This window comes from Pseudoxanthomonas sacheonensis, assembly GCF_010093305.1.
Lineage (GTDB): Bacteria > Pseudomonadota > Gammaproteobacteria > Xanthomonadales > Xanthomonadaceae > Pseudoxanthomonas_A > Pseudoxanthomonas_A sacheonensis.
In genome coordinates, this window is the sequence record NZ_PDWS01000002.1 from 318,973 (window position 1) to 338,050 (window position 19,078).

The 19,078-nt window shown below is 64.6% G+C and carries 15 protein-coding genes and 1 pseudogene; 7 read left to right on the forward strand and 9 right to left on the reverse strand.

From position 1 onward, the window contains the following. Window positions 1-75 precede the first annotated feature (75 nt). The 4 genes from CSC73_RS03310 to CSC73_RS03325 all read right to left on the reverse strand — a co-directional run bounded on the left by CSC73_RS03310 (window position 76) and on the right by CSC73_RS03325 (window position 4,272). Window positions 76-1,116 (reverse strand): LacI family DNA-binding transcriptional regulator, encoded by a 1,041-nt coding sequence (locus CSC73_RS03310; protein ID WP_163838989.1) that lies wholly within the window; start codon window positions 1,114-1,116, stop codon window positions 76-78. A gap of 211 nt (window positions 1,117-1,327) precedes the next feature. Then, window positions 1,328-3,532: a glycoside hydrolase family 3 N-terminal domain-containing protein gene (locus CSC73_RS03315; RefSeq protein ID WP_425502267.1), complete on the reverse strand. Its 2,205-nt coding sequence runs from the start codon at window positions 3,530-3,532 to the stop codon at window positions 1,328-1,330. Window positions 3,533-3,688: 156 nt separating this feature from the next. Beyond that, on the reverse strand, window positions 3,689-3,976 hold the full coding sequence (locus CSC73_RS03320) for a BolA family protein (protein WP_163838990.1): 288 nt from the start codon (window positions 3,974-3,976) through the stop codon (window positions 3,689-3,691). Next, window positions 3,973-4,272, reverse strand: a complete 300-nt coding sequence (locus CSC73_RS03325; RefSeq protein WP_163838991.1) for a YciI family protein — start codon at window positions 4,270-4,272, stop codon at window positions 3,973-3,975. The genes CSC73_RS03320 and CSC73_RS03325 overlap by 4 nt, the downstream gene beginning before the upstream one ends. Before the next feature lie 354 nt (window positions 4,273-4,626). Here CSC73_RS03325 and CSC73_RS03330 point away from each other — a divergent pair, with 354 nt between their 5' ends. The 5 genes from CSC73_RS03330 (at window position 4,627) to CSC73_RS03350 (ending at window position 10,153) form a co-directional block, all read left to right on the forward strand. Continuing rightward, window positions 4,627-5,544 carry a segregation and condensation protein A gene (locus tag CSC73_RS03330; protein ID WP_163838992.1) on the forward strand — a complete coding sequence of 306 codons (918 nt, stop codon included), beginning with the start codon at window positions 4,627-4,629 and terminating at the stop codon, window positions 5,542-5,544. 26 nt (window positions 5,545-5,570) lie between these two features. After that, window positions 5,571-6,395: an SMC-Scp complex subunit ScpB gene (scpB, locus tag CSC73_RS03335; protein ID WP_246197298.1), complete on the forward strand. Its 825-nt coding sequence runs from the start codon at window positions 5,571-5,573 to the stop codon at window positions 6,393-6,395. Then, window positions 6,392-8,035: a pseudouridine synthase gene (locus CSC73_RS03340; protein WP_163838993.1), complete on the forward strand. Its 1,644-nt coding sequence runs from the start codon at window positions 6,392-6,394 to the stop codon at window positions 8,033-8,035. The genes scpB and CSC73_RS03340 overlap by 4 nt, the downstream gene beginning before the upstream one ends. Before the next feature lie 120 nt (window positions 8,036-8,155). Next, window positions 8,156-9,274 (forward strand): NAD(P)/FAD-dependent oxidoreductase, encoded by a 1,119-nt coding sequence (locus CSC73_RS03345; RefSeq protein WP_163838994.1) that lies wholly within the window; start codon window positions 8,156-8,158, stop codon window positions 9,272-9,274. Between the two features lie 90 nt (window positions 9,275-9,364). Continuing rightward, the gene (locus tag CSC73_RS03350; protein ID WP_163838995.1) at window positions 9,365-10,153 is read left to right on the forward strand and encodes a ferredoxin--NADP reductase; all 789 of its coding nucleotides are present in this window, start codon (window positions 9,365-9,367) and stop codon (window positions 10,151-10,153) included. 81 nt (window positions 10,154-10,234) lie between these two features. Here CSC73_RS03350 and CSC73_RS03355 read toward each other — a convergent pair whose 3' ends face one another. Beyond that, window positions 10,235-10,720: a glutathione peroxidase gene (locus CSC73_RS03355; RefSeq protein WP_163838996.1), complete on the reverse strand. Its 486-nt coding sequence runs from the start codon at window positions 10,718-10,720 to the stop codon at window positions 10,235-10,237. Between the two features lie 127 nt (window positions 10,721-10,847). Here CSC73_RS03355 and CSC73_RS03360 point away from each other — a divergent pair, with 127 nt between their 5' ends. After that, on the forward strand, window positions 10,848-11,450 hold the full coding sequence (locus CSC73_RS03360) for a hypothetical protein (RefSeq protein WP_163838997.1): 603 nt from the start codon (window positions 10,848-10,850) through the stop codon (window positions 11,448-11,450). 15 nt (window positions 11,451-11,465) lie between these two features. On the opposite strand, the gene CSC73_RS03365 is transcribed toward CSC73_RS03360, so the two are convergent. Then, the gene (locus tag CSC73_RS03365) at window positions 11,466-13,514 is read right to left on the reverse strand and encodes an amidohydrolase family protein (RefSeq protein WP_163838998.1); all 2,049 of its coding nucleotides are present in this window, start codon (window positions 13,512-13,514) and stop codon (window positions 11,466-11,468) included. A 152-nt stretch (window positions 13,515-13,666) separates the two neighbouring features. Here CSC73_RS03365 and CSC73_RS03370 point away from each other — a divergent pair, with 152 nt between their 5' ends. Next, a complete protein-coding gene (locus CSC73_RS03370; RefSeq protein WP_163838999.1) occupies window positions 13,667-15,859 on the forward strand; it encodes a M3 family metallopeptidase in 2,193 nt (730 codons plus the stop codon). Window positions 15,860-16,462: 603 nt separating this feature from the next. Here CSC73_RS03370 and CSC73_RS18635 read toward each other — a convergent pair. The 3 genes and pseudogenes from CSC73_RS18635 to cfa form a co-directional block, all read right to left on the reverse strand. After that, window positions 16,463-17,239, reverse strand: a pseudogene (locus CSC73_RS18635) (glycerophosphodiester phosphodiesterase family protein); the annotation flags it as partial. 225 nt (window positions 17,240-17,464) lie between these two features. After that, entirely contained in the window at window positions 17,465-17,872 is a 408-nt protein-coding gene (locus tag CSC73_RS03380) for a hypothetical protein (RefSeq protein WP_163839001.1), read from the reverse strand. Window positions 17,873-17,944: 72 nt separating this feature from the next. Then, on the reverse strand, window positions 17,945-19,075 hold the full coding sequence (cfa, locus tag CSC73_RS03385; protein ID WP_163839002.1) for a cyclopropane fatty acyl phospholipid synthase: 1,131 nt from the start codon (window positions 19,073-19,075) through the stop codon (window positions 17,945-17,947). Between the last annotated feature and the right edge of the window lie 3 nt (window positions 19,076-19,078).

Genomic DNA, 19,078 nt, shown 5'->3' on the forward strand with positions numbered 1-19,078 from the left:
CCCCTCCCAGGGTATGCAAACTAAAATTGGAAACAACTATGGAATCGGTTACATCGACAAAAAAAAATATTCGGCTCAGGAACTTCCGGATTGGGTGCTCCGGCGTGTTGCGTGGGTACTGGATTCGCGCACGATGAGTTCGGGCACCAGGGTCTGCAGCGTGGACGGTTGCGATTCCTCGGACTCGATCGATTGCAGCAAGCGGGTAAGCGCCAATCCACCCAGCTCCGCGATACTGACCCGCATCGTGGTCAAAGTAGGGTGAACGAAGCGCGCCAGCGGAATGTCGTCGAATCCGGCCAGCGCTATATCCGCGGGAACTTTCACTCCCGCTTCGTTGAAGGCGTAGAGACACCCCAGCGCCATCATGTCGTTGGCCGCGAACACCGCATCGGGGCGCTGCTTGGCAGCCAGGATCCGCTTGCCGGCTTCGTAACCGGAGGATTCGTCGAAATCGCCCGGCAACTCGACAGGCTCGGCATCGGGCAGATGCTGCGCCAGCGCGGTGCGATAGCCGCGCAGGCGTTCGCTGGCGTCGAAGTTGTCCTCGGGGCCGCAAATGAAAGCGATGCGCTTGTGCCCGGCTTCGGCCAGATGCTTGACCATGGCCGATGCGCCGCCGAAGTTGTCGATGCTCAGCACCGGATAGGTGGCGTCGGGCAGGTGCGTATTGATCAGCACCGCCGGCAACGCCGTCGGCAGGTTGTCGGTAAGGAAGCCGGGGCGGTCCGCGTAAGGCGACAACACCAGCAGGCCGTCGACGCGGCCGCGCATCGCGCGCAGCGCTTCGCCCTGCTCTTCCGGATGGCCGTGATAACTGGAAACCAAGAGATGCTGGCGACGGGCGCGGGCGACGGCGTCTATACCGCGGATCAGTTCGGAAAAGAATTCGCCGTACAAATCCGGCAGTACCACGCCGATGGTCTGGGTACGGCGGCTGCTGAGGCTGCGGGCAGCCGCGTGCGGCTGATAGCGAAGCCGATTTGCGATCTCCGTCACATGCTTGCGTACGCCTTCTGCGACATTCTCATGCCCGTTCAGCGCGCGCGACACGGTGGCGACGGAGACCGACGCTTCACGTGCGACATCCTTGATGGTGACATTGGTTCGCGCCATTCCCGCCCCTCCGCGGTTACGACTGCTTTAAGTGGCGGCGACTGTAAACGTTTCCACGAGCATATGTAAAGCTTTCATAAGTCGCGCTTTCAATCCGTTATTTTTCAGTTACTTGCAGAGCATAATCCGGCCGAATCAGTGCCGCAGCGCAACATATTTGGCCGGCCTGACGGATTATCGCCGGCCGGCCGATTGCGCCTGTCGTCGCCGCTTACTGAGCGGTCACTTCGAACTTGGCTTCAAGATTGTCGACCGAGTTGCCCCCGGCGAACACCGTGAAACTGCCCGGCTCCACGACCCGCTTCATGTCCGCTCCGTAGAAGGCCAGGTCATTTGCGGTCAAAGTGAAGGTCAAAGTTTCCGACTGCCCGGCCCGCAAGTGGACACGGCGGAACCCGCGCAGCTGTTTTACCGGGCGCGTGATGCTGGCGACATCGTCGCGCAGGTAGAGCTGCACTACCTCGTCGCCGGCGCGGTCGCCGGTATTGGTGACGGTGACTTCCACCTGTAGCGTGCCGTCGGCCGCGATCTTTTTCTGGCTCAAGCGCAGTGCATCGTAACGGAAGCTGGTGTAGCTGAGTCCGTGGCCGAAGGCGTACAGCGGCTTCCACGAGACGTCCAGGTACTTGGAGGAATATCTCTCCTCCTCGCGCGGCGGACGGCCGGTGTTCTTGTGCGCGTAGTAGATCGGCACCTGCCCGACATTGCGTGGGAAGGTGATGGGCAGGCGCCCGGCCGGGTTGTAGTCGCCGAACAGGACATCGGCCAACGCATGGCCCGCTTCGACGCCGGGGAACCACGCCTCCAGGATCGCCGGCACCTGTTCCTGCAGGCTATTGACCGACAAGGGCCGGCCGTTGAACAGCACCGCGGTCACCGGCTTGCCGGTCTTCTGCACGGCCAGCGCCAGTTGCTCCTGCACGCCCGGCAGATCGAGCGAGGTCCTGTTGTTGGCTTCGCCGCTCATGTCCTCGGCTTCGCCCAGCATCAGCAGCACCGCGTCGGCCTGCCCTGCGATGCGCACCGCTTCGGCGATGCCGGTGGTGTCGGCAGTGTTGATGTCGGCGCCGCGCGCATAAAGGATCTTGGTTTCGGGCCCGACCGCCGCGCGGATGCCGGCAAGCGGCGTCACCACGTCCTCGGGACGGCCCATACCGGCCCAACTGCCCAGCATCGCGCGCGGGTTGTCGGCCAGCGGCCCGATCACCGCAAGCGTGCGCACCTGTTTGGAAAGCGGCAGCACGGCGCCTTTGTTCTTCAGCAGGACCATGGATTCGCGCGCCATGCCGCGTGCCGCATCGCGATTGGCGGCGGTGAGCGTCTGGCTTTTCTCCAGCGACTCATCGCAATTCCGGTACGGATTGTCGAACAGTCCCAACCTGTACTTGGCGTTCAATACGCGGCGCACCGCGTCGTCGACGGTGGCTTCGGAAACCTTGCCGGCGCGCACCGCCTTGGGCATGTCCTTGCGGTAGATCTCGCTGACCATGTCTATGTCGACGCCAGCGTCCAGCGCGCGCGTCCCGGCCTCGGTGGCGTTGGCGGCGATGCCATGGTGCATGAGCTCCATCACGCCGGTGTAGTCGCTGACCAGCACGCCGTCGAAGCCCCATTCGCCGCGCAGCACACCGTTGATCAACGGGCCGTTGGCGTGCATCGGCACGCCGGCGATCTCGTTGAAGGAAGCCATCACCGACCCCACGCCCGCATCGACCGCTGCGTGGAAGGGCGGCAGATAGACCTCGCGCAGGGTGCGCTCGGAAATGTCCACGGTGTTGTAGTCGCGGCCTGCCTCTGCACCGCCATAGGCGACGAAATGCTTGGCGGTGGCCAGCACGCTGTCGGCGGCACGCAGATCCTTGCCCTGGAAACCGCGCACCCGCGCAGCCGCCAGCACTTCGCCCAGATAGGTGTCTTCGCCGGAGCCTTCGACCACCCGTCCCCAGCGCGGATCGCGCGCCACGTCCACCATCGGCGCATAGGTCCAATGGATGCCGTGCGCGGTGGCTTCCACCGCGGCGATGCGGGCCGTGTTTTCCACGGCGGCCGGGTCGAAGCTGGCCGCTTCGCCCAGCGGCACCGGGAACACGGTGCGATAACCGTGGATCACGTCGAAGCCGAACAGCAGCGGGATGCCCAGCCTGGATTCCTTGACCGCGATGCGCTGCATATCGCAGGTCTGCTTTACGCCCTGCATGCCCAGGAACGAACCCACCTGGCCCTTGCGCACTTGCTCGGTACCGGCAGCCTTGGCCTTGGGCCCCGTGTCGTTGCCGATGCCGGGCGGCTGGTTCAACTGGCCCAGTTTTTCCTCGAGGGTCATCCGCGCAAGCAGGGAGTCGACGAAAGCCTTTTCCCCGCTATCGGAGGGTTTTGCCGCTTCGGCGGCCAACACTCCCAAGGGCGCCAAGGCCATCATCCACAGTGCCAGGGAACTCCGGGCGCGTCCTCCACGGTTCCCCTTCCGATGCGTCGCTTTCATTTCCCGGCTCCTCCTTCCAGATTTTCAGGCGGGCAAATGTAAACGTTTTCAGGGAAGGGTGTAAGTCGCAGCGCAGCACATTGGAGAAAGTCAGTCGGCCTCGCCCGGCGCCCGGGCGCGGATCTGCAGTGCATGGATGTCCGTCGTCATCATTTCCCCCAATGCCGCGTACACAGACCTGTGCCGGGCCAGGGAACTCTTGCCGGCGAAGGCGGCGCTGACTATTTCGACGCTGTAGTGGCCCCTGCCGTCCCGCGCACCGGCGTGGCCGGCATGCAGATGGCTGTCGTCGTTCACGAGCAGATGAGTGGGCGCGAAAGCCGCCTCCAACGCTTCGCGGATGCGGGCGAGCCGTCCGCCCGGGGCCTGTCCGCTCAAGGCAGCACCTTGCGGAAGGGGCGCACCTCGGTCCGCGCATAGGCGCCCGCCTCCACATAAGGATCGGCCTCGGCCCAGGCGCGCGCGGCCTCCAGCGAGTCGAATTCGGCGATCACGATGCTGCCGCTGAACCCTGCAGGGCCCGGATCCTCGGCATCGATCGCCGGACACGGCCCCGCCAGCAAAAGCCGGCCTTCATCGCGCAACGCGATCAGCCGCGCCAGATGCGCGGGTCGTGCAGCCATCCGCTTGGGCAGGGCGTCGACCGCGTCATATCCTTCAATGGCGTACCACATCCGATCTCTCCAGAACCCGTTCCAGCCTGAATTGTACGGTGGCGCGGCATGCCGGACGCTGGACACCCGCTCCGTCACCGCTTACTCTTGATCCATTGCACGGCCGGAAGCAGCGGCCCGCCCGGACCCGGCTCATTCGCCTTCAGGCTCATTTGCCAGCAGTCCCGTCGACCGATTCGCTGCCCCCACCCGCCCGGGCCCAACGACCTTCTCGCTAGTCTGCCGCCATGCCCCCTGGCGTGCGTTGCCTGCTTGATGTGTGGGAATGCGATCGCACTGCGACGCACTGTTCAGCCGCAATACCCAAGCGCGCCGGCCCCAGCCGCGCGATGCCTGCAATTCATGGCTTACTAGATGACTTCCGACCTCGCGCAAGACGCGAATCCGCAAATCGATACGCACAAGCAACAGCAGCCGGCCCCTCAGCAACATGAGATGCCGCTGGCGATGGTGCATGGGCAGGCCGTGCTGCAGATTCCGCAGGATCTCTACATTCCGCCCGACGCGTTGGAAGTGATCCTGGACGCGTTCGAAGGTCCGCTGGACCTGCTGCTGTACCTGATCCGCCGGCAGAACCTGGACATCCTGGACATACCCGTGGCCGAGATCACCCGCCAGTACGTCCAGTACATCGGCGTGATGCAGGACCTGCGCTTCGAGCTGGCCGCCGAATATCTGGTCATGGCCGCGATCCTGGCCGAGATCAAGTCGCGCATGCTGCTGCCCCGCCCGGTCAGCGAGGAAGGCGAGGAAGGCGACCCGCGCGCCGACCTGGTGCGCCGCCTGCAGGAATACGAACGCTTCAAGCAAGCCGCCGAAGACCTCGACGCCCTGCCCCGCCAGGACCGCGACACCACCCCGGTGCAGGCGCATGTGCCCGAACGCGCCGTGTTGCGCCTGCCGCCGCCGGTGGACCTGCGCGAGATGCTGCTGGCCCTGCACGACGTGCTCAAGCGCGCCGACCTGTTCACCGGCCACGCCATCAAGCGCGACGCGCTGAGCGTGCGCCAGCGCATGGGCGATGTGCTGACGCGGCTGGAGGACGGCAAATTCCACCGCTTCGAATCCATGTTCACGCCCGAGGAAGGCCGGCAGGGCGTGCTGGTCACGTTCCTGGCCATGCTGGAGCTGGCCAAGGAACAGCTGCTCGACTTCGTGCAGGAAGCGCCGCTGGCGCCGATCTACCTGAAGTCGCTGGCCCTGAACAACACCAACGAACCGCTGGCGTTCTCCAGCGAATTCGACGACGGCGACGCCGCCAACGACAACTGAACCGACACCCAGAAGCCAAGCACCGCATGGATCAAGCGCTCATCACCCGCATCGTCGAAGCCGCCCTGCTGGCCGCCAACCAGCCGTTGACGCTGGCGCAGCTGCACGGCCTGTTCCCCGAAGAACAACCGGCCCCGCCCGGCAGCGTCGAACAGGCGCTGGAACAACTGCGCGAAGCCTGCGCCGAGCGCGGTGTGGAGCTGGTCGAAGTCGCTTCGGGCTTCCGCTACCAGGTGAAGGAAGAAGTGCACGGCTGGGTTTCGCGCATGTGGACCGAGCGCAAGACCAAGTACACCCGCGCCACGCTGGAAACGCTGGCGCTGATCGCCTACCGCCAGCCGATCACCCGCGGCGAAATCGAACAGGTGCGCGGCGTGGCGGTCAGCAGCAACACCATCCAGGCGCTGGAAGAGCGCGAATGGATCCGCGTGGTCGGACACCGCGATGTGCCCGGCAAGCCGGCGCTGTTCGGCACCACCAAGATCTTCCTGGACTATTTCGGACTGAAGCGGCTGGACGAATTGCCGCCGTTGTCGGAACTGAAGGACATCGGCGAACTTGAACCGCAGTTGTTCATGGACGAAGCGCCGGTGCCGGCCGGCCTTCCCAACCCGGAAGCGGCGCAGGAAGGCGACGCGGCCGAGGACGGCGAAGAATTGCAGGCCGCCAACGACGAACCGTCCGCGGACGACGCGACGGACGACGAAGAACAAGACATCCCTTTCGAAGACGACGCTTTCGAAGAAATTTCTTCCGAAGCGATCGCCGATGAAGAACATCCCTTAGAGAACCAGGACGAAACCGAAGGCGCCGATACGGTCAGCCAGGATTCGTCGGAGCAGAAACAATGAGCGACACCCCCCGCAACAAGCCCTCCCTGGGCAAACTTTCGCTGAAACGCGGCGACGCCGCCGAAGCCGGCGAAACCGCCAAGCTTTCCGAGCGCCTGCACAAGGTGCTGGCCCAGGCCGGCCTGGGTTCGCGCCGCGCGCTGGAGCAGCGCATCGCCGACGGCCTGGTCAAGGTCAACGGCGAGGTCGCGCAGACCGGCATGTCGGTCAAGGGCGGCGACCGCATCGAACTGGACGGCAAGACCTTCGTCGCCAGCGCCCTGACCGAACCGGCCCGCGTGCTGCTGTACAACAAGCCCGAAGGCGAAGTGACCACGCGCGAAGACCCCGAAGGCCGCCCCACCATCTTCGAAGCGCTGCCCGCATTGAAGGGCGCGCGCTGGATCGCCATCGGCCGCCTGGACATCAACACCACCGGCCTGCTGCTGCTCACCACCGACGGCGAGCTGGCCAACGCGATGATGCATCCGTCCTACGAAGTGGAACGCGAATACGTCTGCCGCGTGCGCGCACCGGAAGGCATGGAGACCGTTCCCGACAATCTGGTCGATCGGCTCGCCCGCGGCGTCGCGCTGGAAGACGGCCCGGCCAAGTTCGATGTGATCGAACGCATCGGCGGCACCGACTCTCACGACTGGTTCCGCGTGGTGGTGAAGGAAGGCCGCAATCGCGAAGTCCGCCGCCTGTGGGAATCGCAGGGCTGCCAGGTCAGCCGCCTCAAGCGCACGCGCTACGGCAAGATTTCCCTGCCGCAACCGCTGCTGCGCGGCCAGTCGCAGGAACTGCCCGACGTGCAGGTGGAAAAGCTCCGCGCCGAGCTGGGCCTGGAAACCGGCGCTCCGCCCGCGCTGACGCTGCAGCCGGTGATCGGCCAGCGCAAGGCGGCCAAGTCCACCGTGCACATCGGCGCCGGCCGCAGCACCGGCCAGGCTTACGTCAACGGCCACAACACCGCCGATGAAGGGCGCGAGCTGCGCCGCTTCGACCACGTGCGCGAAGACCGCGGCCGTGGCCGCTTCGGCAGCAAAAAGCCGCATGGCGGCCTGACCGTCAGCGGCGAAGCGGCAGCCAAGCAATCGCAGAAGCCGTTCAAGTCGCGTCCCACCAAAGGCCCGAAGCCGCTGCCCGACGGCAATCCCGCCGCGTTCCGCAGCTGGTACGTGCCCGAGGGCGTGGACACCGGTCCGACCGGTCACCGCAACGCCGGTCCGCCGAAGCCTTATGGCAAGAAACCCGGTGGTCCGCGTCCCGCGGGCGCCGGCCGGCCGGGTCCAGGCGGCAATCGCCCCTACGCGGCCCGCAGCGAAGGCAACTTCGGCAACGAATCGCGCGGTCCGCGCGGCGCCGGCCCCAAGGGCCCGCGTCCCGGCGGCCAGGGTGAAGGGCAGCAGCGCGCACCGCGTCCTTACGGGCACCCGGGCAATGCGCCCAGCTTTCCTTCCGACCACGCCAACCCCGGCGCCTACAATCCATATGGCCAACAACCGCGCGCTCCGCGTCCGCAGGGCGCGCGTCCGGGCGGCAATCGGCCGCACAACAACGCGGGTCCGCGTCCGAACGGTCCGCGTCCCGGCGGCCCGCGCGGCGCCGGACGCCCGCCGGGCGGCAATCGCGGCCCGCGCGGCGGCGGCCACGGCTGAATCACTGCAAGCTTATGGATAAACAAAAGGGCGCTCAGGCGCCCTTTTTTATTGTCACTTCATGCCCGCCTCACATTGCGCCGGCACTGTGCGCGTACCACGACAACCGGCACGAAATCGATGGCAATCAGCAAGACCCCGCACTACGACGCAATTGTCGTGGGCAGCAGTTTCGGCGGCGCCGCCTGTGCGCTGGCGGCGCGCGAAGCCGGCCTGCGCGTATGCGTGCTGGAACGCAAGCGCGACCCGGGCGAACGCCTCCATACCACCGGCATCATCGTCAAGGAGGCCGCCGAAGACACCGCGCTCGGAGAACTGCCTGCGAACCTGGTCCGCAGGATCGACAAGGTGCGGTTGTATTCGCCCAACTTGCGCAGCGCGCTGCTGTCGGCGCCAGGTTATTTCTTCCTGACTACGGACACGCCCAACGTCATGCGTTGGCTGGCCCAGCGGCAAAGCGACGCGGGGGTGGAACTGCGGTTGGGCCATTCTTTCCAAGCCGCGCAACGCACCGGTTCCGGATGGCATGTGGACGGCGTGGGCACCGCGCGCCACCTGATCGGCGCCGATGGCGCGCGTTCGCGCGTGGCGGAACGCTTCGGCCTGGGCAGACCCAAGAGTTTCCTCTACGGCATCGAATACGAGTTCGACGGGGTCGCATTGCACGAGCCCGACACGCTGCATTGCTTCATCACCCGGCGGTTCGCACCGGGCTACATCGGCTGGGTCGCGCAGACGCCTACCGGTGTGCAGGGCGGTCTGGCGATGCGCTACGACCCGGCGGCCGCGCGCACGCCTGACATCGCCGGTTTCCTGGATCGCGTAGGCGGTCTGGTAGGTCTGCCGGCACGGCGCCGAGCCGACGCGGTACGCGCGGGGCTGATTCCCTGCGGAGGCCCGGTGGCGCCCTTGGCGCGCGACGGGGTCATCCTGACGGGAGACGCCGCGGGCATCGTCTCCCCGGTCACCGCGGGCGGAATCCATTCGGCCTGGCGCCATGGCTGGCTGGTCGGCCGCGCATTGGCGGGTGCGGGCGGCGTTGCCGAGGAAATCGCGATCTGCCAGGCGCCGCGGTTCCGCAGCAAACGGCTGATGCGCTGGGCCTTCGATCATGCGCAGATGGATTGGCCCTTCGATCTGCTGTTGAGGACCGCGCCGCTGCGCTGGGCCGCCGAACGCATCTACTTCCACAAGCGCGGTTCAGCCAGGACGACGCGGCCCGAAAGCGACGCGGCCTGAAACCCCGTGCCTGCCGGCGGCACGATGGGAACCGCTCTTACCCGCTCGGTTACAATACGCACCGAACCCTCTTCACCTCCGACGTTCCCCATGTCCTCCGCTTTCGGCACCGAGACGGTGCTCGACGTCCGTCACTGGACCGACGATTACTTCAGCTTCACCACCACGCGCGACGACGGTTTCCGTTTCGACAACGGCCAGTTCGTGATGATCGGCCTGCAGGGTGCCGATGGCTCGGCGAAGCCGCTCATGCGCGCCTATTCCATCGCCAGCGCCAACTGGGAAGAGCAGCTCGAATTCTTCAGCATCAAGGTACCCGACGGTCCCTTGACTTCGCGCCTGCAGCACATCAGGCCCGGCGACACGATACTGGTCGGCAAGAAACCCACCGGCACGCTGTTGATCAGCGACCTGCACCCCGGACGCAACCTCTATCTGCTGGGCACCGGCACCGGGCTTGCGCCCTGGTTGTCGATCATCAAGGATCCGGAAACCTACGACCGTTTCGACCGCGTGGTACTGGCCCACGGCGTACGCCATGCGCATGATCTCGCCTATCGCGACTACTTCGAAAAGGAACTGCCGAACCACGAGTTCCTGGGCGAACAGATCCGCGAGAAGCTGCTCTACTACCCGGCCGTCACCCGCGAGGATTTCGTCAACAAGGGACGGCTGACCGACCTGCTGGAAAGCGGCCGCATGGCCGAGTCGCTGGGACTCCCACCGCTGGACCCGGAGCACGACCGCGCCATGATCTGCGGCAGCCCGCAGATGCTGGCCGACCTGCGCCGCATCCTGGATGCGCGCGGCTTCGTTCCCGCCCCCCGCATCGGTACCGCCGGCCAATACGTCTTCGAGCGCGCCTTCGTCGAAAAATAAGCGCGGCCCGCCGTAGGTCGGGGCTACGCCCCCGACGCACGGATACTCTGCCTGTATGTGCGTCGGGGGCGTAGCCCCGACCTACTCAGCCAATGCGGATTCGATATCGCCCGCGATGGATTCCGGCTTGTCGGTCGGCGCATAGCGTTTGACCGGTTTGCCGTCGCGGCCGACCAGGAACTTGGTGAAGTTCCACTTGATCGCATCGATGCCCAGCAGCCCGCCTTTTTCCTTCTTCAGCCATTTCCATAGCGGATGGGTGTTGGCGCCGTTGACCTCGATCTTGGCGAACATGGGGAAATCCACGTCGTAGGTCAGCGAGCAGAAGTTCTTGATCTCCTCCTCGTTGCCCGGCTCCTGGTTGCCGAACTGGTCGCAGGGGAAGCCCAGCACCACCAGCCCGCGTTCGCGGTAGTCCTGCCAGAGTTTTTCCAGACCGGTGTATTGCGGGGTGAAACCGCACTTGGAGGCCACGTTGACGATCAGCAGCGCCTTGCCGCGATAGTCGGCCAGAGACACGTTGTTGCCATCGATGTCGATGGCGTCGAATTCGTAGGCGGTGGTCATGATTGCGCTCCGGACAATGGCTTATGAGACACCCGACGCGGGCAATGGGCAAGTCCGGCCCTGTGCGTCCGGTGCGAGGATCGAATAGCCTATGCCGTACGAGACGAGCGCAGAACGGTCCCCGCCCATGCAGGCAGCTTCCGACCCCAACTCCCTGGCCACCCTGTATATCCACGTGCGGATATTGCTGGGCATGATCGTGGGCCTGGGACTGACTCACCTGCTGCGGCATCTGGCGCGCATCGTCGAACGCCCCAAGGTGCGGCGGATCTACTGGGTGCACCTGGTGTGGGCGCTCTTCATGTTCGTCTACCTGCTGCATTTCTGGTGGTGGGAGTTCTACCTGTCGCACCAGACGCGCTGGAATTTCAATCTCTATCTCTTCGTCACCGTCTATGCACTGCTGCTGTATCTGCTCTGCGCGCTGATCTTTCCGGAAAGCGTGGACGACTACCAGGACTACCGCGATTATTTCTATTCCCGCGGGCATTGGTTCTTCGGTTTGCTGGCGGTGATGTTCGCGGTGGATGTAGTCGATACCGCCATCAAAGGCGCCGACTACTTCCGCCACTTCGGTCCTGAATACCTCATACGCAACACCGGCTACATCCTGGCCAGCCTGGTCGCCATGAAGACCCGCAACAAGTACTACCACGGCGGTTTCGCCGTGGTGGCCCTGCTCTACGAACTTTCCTGGATCCTGCGCCGCTACGAAGCGCTGCTGTTCTGATCGCGCCGCACGCGATCAGCGCGCCGTCTGCACCCGCACCGGTTCGGCGAAGGGCTTGATGCCCAACGCTTCATCGATCTCGCTGGGGTAATAGGCCTTGCCCTGGTGGATGACCAGGGCCACCTTGCGGATATCGGCGATGTCGACGGTAGGATCGCCGTCCACCAGCACCAGGTCGGCGCGCTTGCCCACCGCCACCGAACCGCGGTCTTCCGTAGTGCGCGTGTACTTGGCGCCGTTCCAGGTGGCGATCTGCAATACCTGCGCGGGGGTAATGCCGGCTTTCACGTACAGCTCCAGCTCGCGCTGCAGGGTGAAGCCGGAGATCTCGTCGGTGCCGGCCACGATGGGCACGCCAGCCTTGTACATGCGGCCGACGAATTCGACCAGCTTATCGAACGACTTCCCGTACAGCGCCTCGGTGGCGTCGTCGGGAATATCCATCTCGCCGACCCGGCGGCTGCGCTGGATGTCGGGCGGCAGATGGTCGGCCACATCGGCCACGATCGGCGACAGCTCACCTTCGCGCTGATGGATGAATTCGAAGGTGGCCAGCGTGGGATCGATCACGATCTGTTTCTTCGCCAGATTGGCGATAAAATCCTGCACCGGCTTGGAATCGAAATCCAGGCCCGCGGTCTTTTTCGCCACCAGATAGAAACGCTCCAGCGTGCGCGTATCGGTCTCCGGGGTGACGAAGAAGTTCAGCATCACCTGGTTGATGTGCTGGATCTCGTCGTAACCCTGATCCACCGCGTCCTGCGCGCGCATGAAGGCCGGAATGTGGCCGCTGACCCGCAGGCCGCGCTGGTGCGCGTAGGCGGCGGTATCGCGCAGGATGTCCTTGGGGAAGGAGTTGTAGATCTTGACCTGCGGATAACCGTGGTCGGCGTACCAGTCGACCGCCTTCTTGGCTTCGTCCAGGTTCTTGATGACGAAGCCGTTGCGCGCCGACATCTTGCTTTCGCCTTCGATGAAACCGGCCGGCACTACGCTGGGGCCCAGCAGCTTGCCCTCGCTCAGTTGCGCCATCAGCTGCTGCAAAGTGGTGTTGTCGTTGCCCATGTCGCGGATGGAGGTGATGCCGGCCGCCAGATGCAGGCCGCCATCCCAGGGACCGAAATGCGCATGCATGTCGAACAGACCCGGCAGCAGCACCTTGCCGCCTGCCTCTATGACGTTGTCGGCCTTGGTTTGTCCGCCGCCGGCATTGGCGATGGACACGATCTTGCCGTCGCGGATCAACACATCCGAGGCCGCGCCCAGAGTCGCCTTCTCGCTGTCGAACACGCGCGCGTTGCGGATCAGGGTGGTACCGGGCAGCGGATGGGCCAGGCGTTGTTCCATGCCCAGCAGCACTTCGCCTTCGGCCTGCTTCTGGCGCGTTTCCAGCGCTGCGGCATTGGATTCCCAGCCTTCCTCGATCAGCTGCAGGAAACCGGGATAGATGAATGCGAACAGCCGGGGATTATCGCCGGTGGTGGACCAGGCAAACGAGGGGGTCAGGCCCACGCCGGTCATCGCCACCAGCTGCACCGCGCGCTTTTCGCCGCCACGGGTGACTTCCGCATCGGCGACCTTGCGCACGGTCAGGGTGCCGCTGGGAATCAAAGGCAGTTTGCCGTCGCTGCGTTTGGCGAGCGCCGACATCGCTACCGAAAAACCTTCCGGCGTACCGCCCAGGGCCGAGTACAGGGCCGTGCCGGAAACCGACTGCTTGCCTTGATCCGAAGTCGACTTCCACTCCGCGCTGTCGCCCGTGCGCGAAAAAGTTTCGTCGACCTTGGCTCCGAACGTGGAGGTACCGCTGACCTTGTACTGGCTGTAAGTGCCATCAGCGGCCAGTTTGTATTCCTCTTTCAGCTCCGGACCACGACCGTTGTCCTTGAAGATGAAATCGACATGGGTGGTGCCGTCGTCGTCCTTGCGCACGACCTGTTCGCCGGCCTTGGTACCGCCATCGACCAAGGCCACGTAGCGGATGGTTTCGGCCGCAGCTGCCGGGCCGGTTAGGACCGGGCCTGCGAGGAGCAGCGCGAGGGACAGGCACAGGACATGCTTCATCCAGAAAACTCCAAGGGCAATAAGGGGTGGCCGGCAAGCGGCTACCGCAGCTTAGCCCAGGTCCCCGACCCCTACCCCTGTCTTTCGTCACAGGTCGGCCATGCCTCGCATCGGGTAGCCTGTAAAGTCCGTATCTGTAAGGAAGCTGCCGAATGACCACCCGTCTCGCCCTGGCGCTTGCCGCCTCTCTTGGACTTGCCATGCCCGCTTATTCCCAGGCCGCCGTACCGGCGAGCGCCGAAGCCGCCAAAGCTTCCAATCCGTTCTTTTCCGAAAGCCCGCTGCCGCTGCATTACCCCCAGTTCGACAAGATCAAGGACAGCGATTTCGCCCCCGCCTTCGACGCCGGCATGGCCGAGCAGTTGAAGGAAGTGGATGCGATCGCCAACAACGCCGCCGCGCCGACTTTCGACAACACCATCCTGGCCATGGAAAAAAGCGGCCAGGTATTGAACCGCGCGCAGACCGTATTCTTCAGTCTGGTCGGCGCCGATACCAATGACGCACGCAACAAGCTGCGCGCCGATTACGCGGCCAAATTCGCCGCGCATGGCGACGCCATCGCGCTGAATCCGAAACTGTTCGCGCGCATCGACACGCTGTACAAAGCGCGCGACACCCTGGGCCTGGATGCCGAAGGCGTACGGCTGGTGGAGCGCTACCACACCGATTTCGTGCGCAGCGGCGCCAATCTGTCCGAGGCCGACAAAGCCACCCTGAAAGGCATGAACTCGCAGCTGGCCGAACTGGGCAGCAAGTTCAGCGACAACGTGCTGAAGGAGGTCAACGCCTCGGCCGTGGTCATCGACGACGCCAAGCAGCTGGCCGGTTTCACTCCGGAGCAGATCGCTACCGCCGCCGCGGCCGCCAAGGAGCGCAAGCTCGATGGCAAGTACGTGATCGCACTGCTCAACACCACCGGCCAGCCGCCGGAATCCGAACTGACCGACCGCGCCACGCGCCAGAAGCTGCATGAAGCCTCCATCGCGCGCGGCAGCCGCGGCGGTGAGTTCGACAACCGCGAAATCATCAGCAAGATCATGAAGCTGCGCGCGGATCGCGCCAAGCTGCTGGGCTACCCCAACCACGCGGCCTATGTGCTGGAAGACGAAACCGCCAAGACCCCGCAGGCCGTCAACGACATGCTGGGCAAACTGGCCCCGCCGGCCGTGGCCAACGCCAGACGCGAAGCGGCCGACCTGCAGGCCATGATCAAGAAGGAAGGCGGCACTTTCGAACTGGCGCCATGGGACTGGGCGTTCTATTCGGAAAAAGTGCGCAAGGACAAATTCAACTTCGACGAGTCGGAGTTGAAGCCGTACTTCGAATTGAACAACGTGCTGGAGAACGGCGTGTTCTACGCCGCCAACCAGCTGTACGGCCTTACCTTCAAGAAGCGCACCGACCTGCCGGTGTACAACCCGGACGTGACGACCTACGACGTATTCGACGCCGACGGCAAGCAGCTGGCCATCTTCATCGCCGACATGTACGCGCGTCCGTCCAAGCGCGGCGGCGCGTGGATGAATTCGTACGTGTCGCAGTCGGGCCTGACCGGCTACAAGCCGGTGGTCGCCAACCACCTCAATATCCCCAAGCCGCCGGCCGGCAAGCCCACGCTGCTGACCTGGGATGAAGTCACTACCGCCTTCCATGAATTCGGGCATGCGCTGCACGGCATGTTCTCGAACGTGGAGTATCCCTACTTCACCGGCACCAGCGTGCCGCGCGACTTCGTCGAGTATCCCTCGCAGGTCAACGAGATGTGGGCCGACTGGCCGGCGATCCTGAAGAATTACGCCAAGCACCACGAAACCGGCGCGCCGATGCCGCAGGAACTGCTGGACAAGGTGATCGCCGCATCCAAGTTCAACCAGGGTTTCCGCACCACCGAATACCTGGGCTCGGCGATGCTGGACCAGCGCTGGCACCAGATCACCGCCGACCAGGTGCCCGACGCGTCCGGCGTGATGGCTTTCGAAGCCGCCGCGCAGAAAGCCGACGGCACCGACTACGCGCCGGTGCCGCCGCGTTACCGTACGCCCTACTTCAGCCACATCATGGGCGGCTATTCGGCCGGCTACTACGCCTACATCTGGTCCGAAGTGCTGGACGCCAACAGCGTGGAATGGTTCGAGCAGCATGGCGGTCTGACCCGCGCCAACGGCGACCACTTCCGCAAGACCCTGCTCTCGCGCGGCGGCAGCAAGGACGCGCTGCAGCTGTTCCAGGATTTCGCCGGGCATGCGCCGAAGATCGAGCCGTTGCTGAAGAAACGCGGATTGGTGGCCGATGCCGCCGATGGCGCCAATCCGACGCTCGCCCCAGAAGCACCGAAGAAATAAATCCTATCGTCCTCGTTGTGCAGGCACGCCACCTTCGGGTGGCGTGCTTGTTTGGGAAGCACGATCCCGGCGGTCTCACCGCTCGCGTAAAGGCCGGCTCAAATCCAGGAAGATTTCACGAGCCGCCACACCCTGGTCCGGATGATCGATGAAGAAGCCCTGCACGCCCAGACCGTACAGTTGCACCGCCTCGGCGATTACCGACTGCGGGATTCCACCTGGCGTCTGCGCGAGGAAGGACTCTTCCGCGCGCAAGGTGTAGGGATGCACCTGCAGTCCTGCCTTCAAGGCCCAGCCGAGCATCGGGTGGACCAGACCGGTTCCCTGGCTGGCCAGCTCGGCCTTGCCGTTGCGGTCGGCATCGACCTTCGAAGCCAGCGTCACCCGTGGCAGCAGATTGCCCTTCCAGGGGCCGACGCCGCTGGCGTAATTCGCCTTCATCCACTGCAGGACCTGTTCGGTGGCGAACGCGCCGTACAGCGTATTGGCGCTGATGCCGCCCTCGACCTGCCCGATCAGACCGCCGTACAGCGCAGCGAGATTGGCGCCATGGCTGGCGTTGTAGACCACGTCATATGGCTTGGCCGCGTGGAAATCGTCGTACAGCTGCACCAGCGGCAGATCGACGCCGGCCGCAGGCATCCAACGCTTCTCCAGTTCGATCAGGTTCTCGAACTCGAAGCTCTGGATATAGACCTGCGCCGGATTGATGAAACCCTCCGCCACCAAAGTCTCGATCAGCTTGGCGCCTAGAGAGACCGCGATGGGACTGCCGTCGATGCGGCGACCCTCTTTGGCGAAATAGGTCGGGTGCTTGGTTTCCGGATACACACCGATGCGGCGCCCGCCGCGGCTCTCCTGTTTGGCCAGCTGCACTACTTCGGCGAAGGTCGGAATGGCGTACTGACCGTCGAAGCGGGTATTGCCCGGACGGATCTGCGGAATGCGTTCCTTGGCGCGCAGCGTCTTGATCTCGGCCAGGGTGAAATCTTCGGTGAACCAGCCGGTCATCGCCACGCCATCGACCAGTTTCGTGGTCTTGCGGCTGGCGAACTCGGGATGGGCGGCGACGTCGGTAGTGCCCGAGATTTCGTTTTCGTGGCGGGCGATCAACACGCCGTCCTTGGTGGCGACCAGATCGGGCTCGATGAAATCGGCGCTTTGCTGGATGGCCAGGCGATAGGCCGCCAGCGTGTGCTCGGGGCGGTAGCCGCTGGCGCCGCGGTGCGCGATGACGATAAGCCCTTGCTTGTCGTGCCCGCGCTGTTCGGGTTTGTGGGAATTCACGGCTTCCTTCGCGAAGGCAATGGCGGCCAATGAGAACAGAGCGCATACAGATAATGCACGCGCCAGCGCTACGCGGTTCGGTCTCTTGTTCATCGGTTCGTCCTTTTGGGAGATCGGGATGCCGGGCTTCCCCCTCAAGCCGACGCGGCCAGCCTCGAATACGCAGATTGCAGCCGTTTTACCGAATGGCTTACATCGCATGACCCGCATGCGACGTGTGATGCCGGCCCGCTATCTCCAATGAAGACAGGAACTTGTTCCGAACCGTGCCGCCGACGTCGCGGCGCCCCATTCCGCTGAACGCCGCGCAATCCGCGCCTAATCCAACAGCTTTTGTTGCTGACCCGAAGTCTCCGTCCAGTGGTAGCGGCCGGTAGCCGGGTCGTACACGCGATTGGGCGCGACCTGGATCATGCCGTTGACCGGCTTGCCGTTCGCGTCCAACAGATTGGCCGGCTGTTTCCGCGACCCGGATCCGGTCGGCACTTCATGCGCCGGCCCTTTGCTGGGAATCGCAGCAGGCGCCTGCGGGCGCTGGTTGGGATCGCTGGCCACCTTGGGCGTCTGCACGGGTTGCGCCTGATCGAGCTTGGGGCCGATGCCGCTATCGCTGGGCGGCGTGACCGGCTTGGCGGCGGGTACGGTGGGCTGCTGCAGTTGCTGCGCCAACGCCGGCTGTGCGGCCAAACCGATCAGCGCGGCTAAAACCAGGGAAATGCGTTTCATGAGGGGGCTCCAGTGGAAGGAATAGCCCGACCGTAATCCCCTCTACCTTCACGCACCATGAAAAAGACGGTTTCAGCGTGGAGCCAGATAACCGCCCTTCACCCCGCCGTTGGACAGCACCACCTGCCACAACTGCGAATTGCGCGTGCGGAAAGTGGCCATGGACGCGGCCAGATAGAACCGCCACATGCGGCGGAAGCGTTCGTCGTAACGCGGATCCGACGGCCAGGCGCGCTCCACGTTGCCGCGCCATGCCTGCAGCGTGCGGTCGTAGTCGGCGCCGAAGTTGTGCCAGTCTTCGATGACGAACAGGCCTTCCACCGCCTGCGCGATCTGCGCCGTGGAAGGCAGCATGGAGTTGGGGAAGATGTAGCGCCCGATCCAGGCGTCGGTATGGTTGACCGAACGGTTGGTGCCTATGGTGTGCAGCAGGAACAGCGCGCCCGGCGGCAGGCAGCGCTGCGCCACTTCGAAATAACCGCGGTAGTTCTTGACGCCCACATGCTCGAACATGCCGATGGACAGCGCCGCATCGAACGGCTCGTGCAGCTCGCGGTAATCCTGCAGCCTGATTTCGATCGGCAGGCCGGCGCACAGTTCGCGCGCATACTCGGCCTGCTCCTTCGAGATGGTGATGCCCACCCCGCTGACCCCGTAACGTTCGGCGGCGAATTTCAGCGCCTCGCCCCAGCCGCAGCCGATGTCCAGCACACGCATGCCCGGTCGCAGGCGAAGCTTGCGGCAGGTCAAGTCCAGCTTCGCTTCCTGCGCCGCATCCAGCCCGTCCAGCACGCGCCCGTCGGCCTGCGTCCAGTAGCCGCAGCTGTAGACCAGGCGCCGGCCCAGCATGGCCGCATACAGATCGTTGCCCAGATCGTAGTGGCGTTCTCCCACTTCCCGGCTGCGGTTGCGGCTCTGCAGATTCAGCAAGCGCGCGCGCAGCGCGTCCCAGAGTTCGCCGGCGCCGTGCACGCGCTGCTCCAACCGCGCCTGCAGCAGATGGAACAGGAATCCGTCCAGCGATTCCGCATCCCACCAGCCGTCCATATAGCTTTCGCCCAGGCCCAGCGATCCCTGCCCCAGCACCCGCGCATAGAAATGGGGATCGTGCACCTGCAGATCCCAAGGGCGCGCGCCGCCGATCTGCACGTCCGCCTCCGCAAGCAGGTGGGCGACCCGTCGTTGGAAGCGTTGCTGCGACATGGC